We start from the raw sequence: 6247 nt of genomic DNA on the forward strand, positions 1-6247 counted from the left end.
TCCCCGTACGGCGCCGGCGGCGCGGTCGCGCGTTCCGGCGGAAACAGAGCGAAGCCTTGCGGGTCTGCCGTCGCTGAGGAAGGTCGGCGACCATAACGAGTTATTAAAAGCGTTACTGTTGAGGGCTTGTCGCATTCACCGTATGGCAGGGCGCCGACCGGGAACTGCTTCTCCGTCACCCCTGCCGGGTGTTGCCCGCATCCGGAGGTCGCCCGGTCCGAAGGACGCTCCCAGGACGGGGCGGAGCTTCCCCTGGCCGAGCAGGTGTTCCGGGCTCCAGCGGGCGGCGATCGTGGCGAGGGCGCCGGTGGCCTCGGGACCGACGTCTGAGCCGGGGCCCGCCGGCCTGCCCGGGGCCTCACACCAGCACGTTGTCCGGAACTCGAAGACTTGGGAGAGTTGGGCCATGCCCAGGAAACGCCGACGTCCCGAGACCATGGCCGAGATCACGGCCGCGCTGCCGCCGGTCGAGTACTGGTACGGCGAAGGCATCCCGTCCCCGGCCAGCCGTACGGAGTTCACCGACGACGACGGCCGGCTGTGGCGCAAGGTCCGCGGTCCGCTCCACCGCAACCTCGCCAGGCGTCTGGCGACCCAGGCGAACGTGCTGATCGTGGGAGAGGGCGCCGGCGGACACTTCCGCCACGTCCCGGCGGCCGACCGGCTCGCGGCCTGGCACGAGATCAAGGACCGGCTGCACGCGGACGAGGCACCGAGCTACCACCCCTACGAGTTCGCCTCCGCGGACGGCCTCCTGACCCTCCTCTACATCGAGGAGAGCTGCTGAGGCCTCCGGTGGGCGGGAGGGGGTTGGAGCCGATGCCGGTGCCGGATCGGGTTCGGTTCCCGACCCGGCACCGGCTCCGGCTCCGGCGGCAGCGGCTCCGGCTCCGGCGGCAGCGGCTCCGGCAGCGGCAGCGGCTCCGGCAGCGACCGCGGCCGTCGCCCCGGTGCTACCGCTCGGTCAGCGCCCGCGCCCGGACGGCGCGGCGCAGCGTGTCCAGCTGGTCCACCAGTCCGCGCCGGGTCGCCGCGGTGAGGTCCGGGTCGGCCAGGCAGGCCTCGGCCGCCCGCACCGTCTGCTCGGTGGCGGCGAAGGCCGGGAAGCCCGCCGTGGTGAGCACCCGGGCCAGCGCGGGGCCGCGGCGGCCGGCGGCCGGCCCCAGCTCCTTGAAGTAGCGCGCGATCAGCTCCTCCAGCAGGTCGGCCTGCTCGGGCTGCCACAGCCCCCGGGCGGTGGCGATGGCCAGGTAGTTGGAGAGCTCGCCGTGGAACAGCGCCTGCCAGGCGGCCTCCTTGGCCGCGGGGTCGGGCAGCGCGGCACGGCAGCGGGCGGCGCCCTCCTGGCTGGTGCTGCTGGGGTCGGCGGCGAGTTCGGCGGCGATCTCCGGCTCACCCGCCGCACCGAGCACGCACAGCCGCAGCAGCAGCTGCCAGCGCAGGTCCGGGTCGAGCACCGGCCCGCCGGGTACCGTGCCGGCCGCCAGCCAGTCGCGCAGCTCGGCGGCCTGCGACTCGCCGTCGGCGGTGGCGATCACGCCGCGCACGGTCATCAGGCGCAGATCGGTGCGGCCCGGCTCGCCCTCGGTGCGTCGCAGCAGGGTGCGGCAGACCTGAGCCAGTGCGGCCAGTGCCTGCGGGCGCCCGGACTGCGGCAGCGCGCAGTCCACCACGAACTCGCGGGCGAAGGAGAGCACCGCGTCCACCAGGTGCACCGAGGTCTCACCGGGCAGGTGGTCGGCGACCAGCCGCAGGTACTCGCCGGGCGCCAGCTCCCCGTCGCGCACCTGGTCCCGGGCGGCGCTCCAGAGCACCGCCCGGGCCAGCTCCTCGGGCACGGCGCCGAGCGAGGAGCGCACGGCCTGCCAGGAGCCGGGGTCGAGGCGGATCTTGGCGAAGGTGAGGTCGGTGTCGTTGAGCAGGGTCAGCTCGGCACCGGCCGGCGGCGTGACGGTGGCACCGGCCGCCAGGTCGACCGACACGCGGTCGGCCTGCTCCAGGGCTCCCTCGGCGGTGCGCCGGTAGTGGGCCACGGTCAGCTGGTGCGGGCGCAGCGTGCCGTCGGCCGAGGTCTGCTCGATCCGGCCGTCGGTCAGCCGCAGGGTGTCCACGCCGGTGGTGCGCAGCCAGCGGTCGGCCCAGCCGTGGACGTCGCGGCCGCTCGTCGCCGCCAGGGCCCGGAGCAGGTCGTCGAGGGTGGCGTTGCCGAAGGCGTGCTCGTCGAAGTAGTCGTTGACTCCGGCCAGGAAGGCATCCTCGCCGAGCCAGGCGACCAGTTGGCGCAGTGCGGCGGCGCCCTTGGCGTAGGAGATGCCGTCGAAGTTCTGCAACGCCTGGGCGGTGTCGTCCACCGTGCCGGGTGCCACCGGGTGGGTGGAGGGGCGCTGGTCGGCGTCGTAGCCCCAGGTCTTGCGGTTGGCGGCGAAGCCGGTCCAGGCGCTGGTGAAGCGGGTGGAGGAGGCGGTGACGCTGTAGGCCATGTACTCGGCGAAGGACTCGTTCAGCCACAGGTCGTCCCACCACTTCATGGTGACCAGGTCGCCGAACCACATGTGCGCCATCTCGTGGATGACCACCATGGCGCGCTCCTCGCGCTTGGTGTCGGGCACGGCGGACCGGAAGACGAACTCGTCGCGCAGGGTGACGCAGCCCGGGTTCTCCATCGCGCCGGCGTTGAACTCCGGTACGAAGCACTGGTCGTAGCTGTCGAAGGGGTACCGGTGCCGGAAGACCCGGTGGTAGTGGTCGAAGCCCTGCCGGGTGATCTCCAGCAGCTCGTCGACGTCGGCGTCCAGGTGGTCGGCGAGCGAGCGGCGGCAGTGCAGGCCGAGCGGGATCCCGTCGTGCTCGGCGCGCACCGAGTGCAGCGGGCCGGCCACCACGGAGACCAGGTAGCTGCTGATCGCCGGGGTGGGCGCGAACTCCCAGCGGCCGGGCGAGACCTGGCGGCCCAGGCTGTTGCCGACCACGGTCCACTGCTGCGGCGCGGTGACGGACACCGTGTACCGCGCCTTGAGGTCGGGCTGGTCGAAGGACGCGAACACCCGCGGGCCGTCGTCGAGGAAGGACTGGGTGTAGACGTAGTCCTCGCCGTCGGCGGGGTCGGTGAAGCGGTGCATGCCCTCGCCGGTGTGCGAGTAGGCCATGTCGGCCTCGACGGTGAGCTCGTTGTCGGCCGCCAGGTCAGTCAGCGGGAAGCGCCCGGCCCGCAGGGCGGCGACGTCCAGTTCGCGGCCGTTCAGCGCCACCCGGTGCAGGGCGGCCGGCTTGACGTCCAGGAACGTCCCGGCGCCCGGGGTGGCGCAGCCGAAGCGGATCACCGTGGTGGAGCCGAACAGCTCCGGTCCGCGGGTCAGGTCGAGGTCGACGTGGACGGTGTGGACGTCGAGCAGCCGGTGGCGCTCGACGGCCTCGGCGCGAGTGAGTACTGAGGTATCGGACACAGGGGCCATGCTGCTCCATCCAAGGGGCGAACGGTACGGGCTTTTCGGCTCCGGGCTTCGTGACATCCCGCCACGGCACCGGGCGAACACCGTTCGGCGGAACGCGGTGACGACTGCCACTTTGCCGGAGGCCGTGTGAAAGAACGAGGAGGTGGTACCCGTGAACTCGGTATCGGCATGGGTGTCCCCTCCGGGGTCACGGTCGGGCGATAGGTCGTCATCCGGGAGCGCCGTCCTGAGCACCCCCGAAAGGGCACGACCCTGCGCCTCGCCTCCGAGCAGCGCCCCGACGACGGCGTCCTCGAACGCGAATTCACCCTCGGCGAGCTCCCCGGCACCCTGTGGGCGCCCCCTGGGTCCACCTCCGCACCGGCCCCGCTGATCCTGCCGGCCCCCAACAACGGCCTGCCCAGGCGGGAACCCGGCCCGGCGGCCCGGGCCCGGTACTGCGCGGTGCAGGGCTACGCGGCGGCCTTCATCGACGCTGTCCGTGGAAGGGCCGTCCGCAGCCGTCGAAGGGACCCCACCGGCTTCGCCGGGCTGCCACCCCGTCGCCGCCACCCGCAGCGCCGGGAACGCACCAGTCTCCGTGTCCGGACCCGTCGTTGTCAGTCCGTATGGTTCCGGGTTCCGTGCCCTGCGGCGGATGGCTACCGTCCGAACCGTCGGACATCCGGCGGTCCGGACGGGCCGCCGTCACGCGCGTTCTGGAGGTCACGGTGACCGCGAACCACCCCACCCGCAGGAGCATCCTCAAGTCCGCCGGCGGGCTCGGCGCCGCGCTGGCGCTCGGCGGCGCGAGCGTCCTCGCGACGGCTTCGGCGGCCCGCGCGGCCGACGACGGCTTCGGGCTGCACATCACCGACCGCAACGAGGGCGACTCCCGGATGTGGTACTACCGCTTCGCGACCGCCGAGATCGGCTGGCAGCCCGCCGTCAACGTGCTGCTCCCCGACGACTACCACACCAGCGGACGCACCTACCCCGTGCTCTACCTGCTGCACGGCGGCCTCCAGGACTTCATCGAGTTCGACCACCAGGGCGTCCGCGACTGGACCATCGGCAAGCCGCTGATCGTCGTGATGCCCGACGGCGGGCAGGCCGGCTGGTACTCCAACCCGGTCGGCACCAACGTGGGCCCCCGCAACTGGGAGAGCTTCCACATCAACCAGCTGATCCCCTGGGTCGACGCCAACTTCCGCACCTACGCCGAGTACGACGGCCGCGCCGTGGCCGGATTCTCCATGGGCGGCTTCGGCGCACTGAAGTACGCCGCCAAGTACTGGGGCCACTTCGCCTCGGTCAGCGCCCACTCCGGCCCGGCCAGCCTGCGCCGCGACAACGGCGCGGTCGTGCACTGGGCCAACGTGTCCGCCGCCGTCAAGGACCTGGCCGGCGGCACCATCTACGGCGCGCCGCTGTGGGACCAGGCGAGGGTGACCGCCGACAACCCGGTCGAGCGCCTGGAGAGCTACCGCAACAAGCGGATCTTCCTGGTGGCCGGGACCAGCCCCGACCCGACCAACCCCTTCGACACCTTCAACGAGACCGCGGTGCTGGCCGGCCAGCGGGAGTTCCGCGCCCTGCTGGACGGCGCGGGCATCCCGTACGAGGCCCACGAGGAGCCGGGCGGCCACTTCATCCGCGACTACATGTTCCGGCGCGACATCGACGGCATCATCGACCGCCTCCGCAAGGCGTGAGGGGCGCTCCGATGATCTCCCGCTTCTCGCGGCCGGCCCTGGCCGCGGTCGCCGCCCTGTTGCTGCCGTTCACCGTGCCGGCAGCCTCCGCCGTGGCGGCTCCCGCCGTGTCCGCTCCCGCCACGGCCGCAACCGCCCAGGCCACCCGGGCCGCCGGGTTCGCGGCGGCCTGCCCGGCCCGCGGCCAGGTCTCCCAGCACTACTCCGCGGGGCACAACGGCATCGACATCGCCAACGACTACGGCGCACCGATCTACGCGGTCGGCGACGGCCAGGTACTGATCTCCGGCACGGCCCAGGGCTACGGCCAGTGGATCCGGATCCTGCACCCGGACGGGACCATCACCGAGTACGGGCACATGTACGAACGGGACGTGGCCGCCGGCGACCACGTGACGGCCGGCCAGCAGATCGCGCTGATGGGCAGCGAGGGCGAAGCCACCGGCCCGCACCTGCACCTGCGGGTCTGGGCCGACCCGGACGCGTCCGTGCGCACCGACCCGGAGCCGTACCTCACGGAGCGCGGTGTCACCGTGCCCTGCGTTCCCGGAAGCGGCCCGAGCCCCGCCCCGTTGGTGTATCCGGCGGAGTCCGGGCGAGTGGTCTCGGCGCGGTCGGCGGACGGACGCCTGGAGGTCTTCGCGGCCGGGGCGAACGGCGTCTCCCACGCCTGGCAGACCGCGATCAACGGCGGCTGGTCCGAGTGGGAGAACCTCGGCGGCCCCGGCGGCGCGGAACTCGCCGTCGGCTCCAACGCGGACGGCAGGTTGGAGGTGTTCGCCATCAACGGCAGCACCTTCCAACACCGCTACCAACTCCAACCCTCCGGCACCTGGTCCGGCTGGGAGGACTTCGGCACCGGAGGCCACGACATCGCCGTCGGCTCCAACCAGGACGGACGCCTCGAAGTCTTCGCCTCAGGACCCGCCGGCGTCTACCACAAGTACCAGACGGCACCCAACGGCGGCTGGTCCGGCTGGGACCCCACGGGTGGAGGCCCCGCCGACAGCGAGATCGAACTCGGCAAGGCCCCCGACGGCCGACTCGAAGTCTTCGCCCTCAACGGCACCACCTTCCAGCACCAGTGGCAGACCGCCGTCA

General features: G+C 72.7%; 4 protein-coding genes and 1 pseudogene. 4 read left to right on the forward strand and 1 reads right to left on the reverse strand.

Annotated elements, in window-relative coordinates; all coding sequences use genetic code 11:
* The first annotated feature begins 406 nt into the window (after positions 1 to 406).
* On the forward strand, positions 407 to 787 hold the full coding sequence (locus ACWDBB_RS00885; protein ID WP_449787575.1) for a hypothetical protein: 381 nt from the start codon (positions 407 to 409) through the stop codon (positions 785 to 787).
* 166 nt (positions 788 to 953) lie between these two features.
* Here ACWDBB_RS00885 and pepN read toward each other — a convergent pair whose 3' ends face one another.
* Positions 954 to 3443, reverse strand: a complete 2490-nt coding sequence (gene pepN, locus ACWDBB_RS00890) for an aminopeptidase N (protein WP_449787576.1) — start codon at positions 3441 to 3443, stop codon at positions 954 to 956.
* 261 nt (positions 3444 to 3704) lie between these two features.
* On the opposite strand from pepN, the pseudogene ACWDBB_RS00895 reads away from it, so the two are divergent.
* From ACWDBB_RS00895 to ACWDBB_RS00905, 3 genes and pseudogenes are all read left to right on the forward strand, one after another.
* Positions 3705 to 3929 (forward strand): annotated as a pseudogene (locus ACWDBB_RS00895) (alpha/beta hydrolase); the annotation flags it as partial.
* Positions 3930 to 4162: 233 nt separating this feature from the next.
* Positions 4163 to 5146: an alpha/beta hydrolase gene (locus ACWDBB_RS00900; RefSeq protein ID WP_449787577.1), complete on the forward strand. Its 984-nt coding sequence runs from the start codon at positions 4163 to 4165 to the stop codon at positions 5144 to 5146.
* An 11-nt stretch (positions 5147 to 5157) separates the two neighbouring features.
* A partial coding sequence (locus ACWDBB_RS00905; RefSeq protein ID WP_449787578.1) for a peptidoglycan DD-metalloendopeptidase family protein occupies positions 5158 to 6247 on the forward strand: 1090 nt, incomplete at its 3' end.

Source organism: Kitasatospora sp. NPDC001095 (assembly GCF_053598615.1).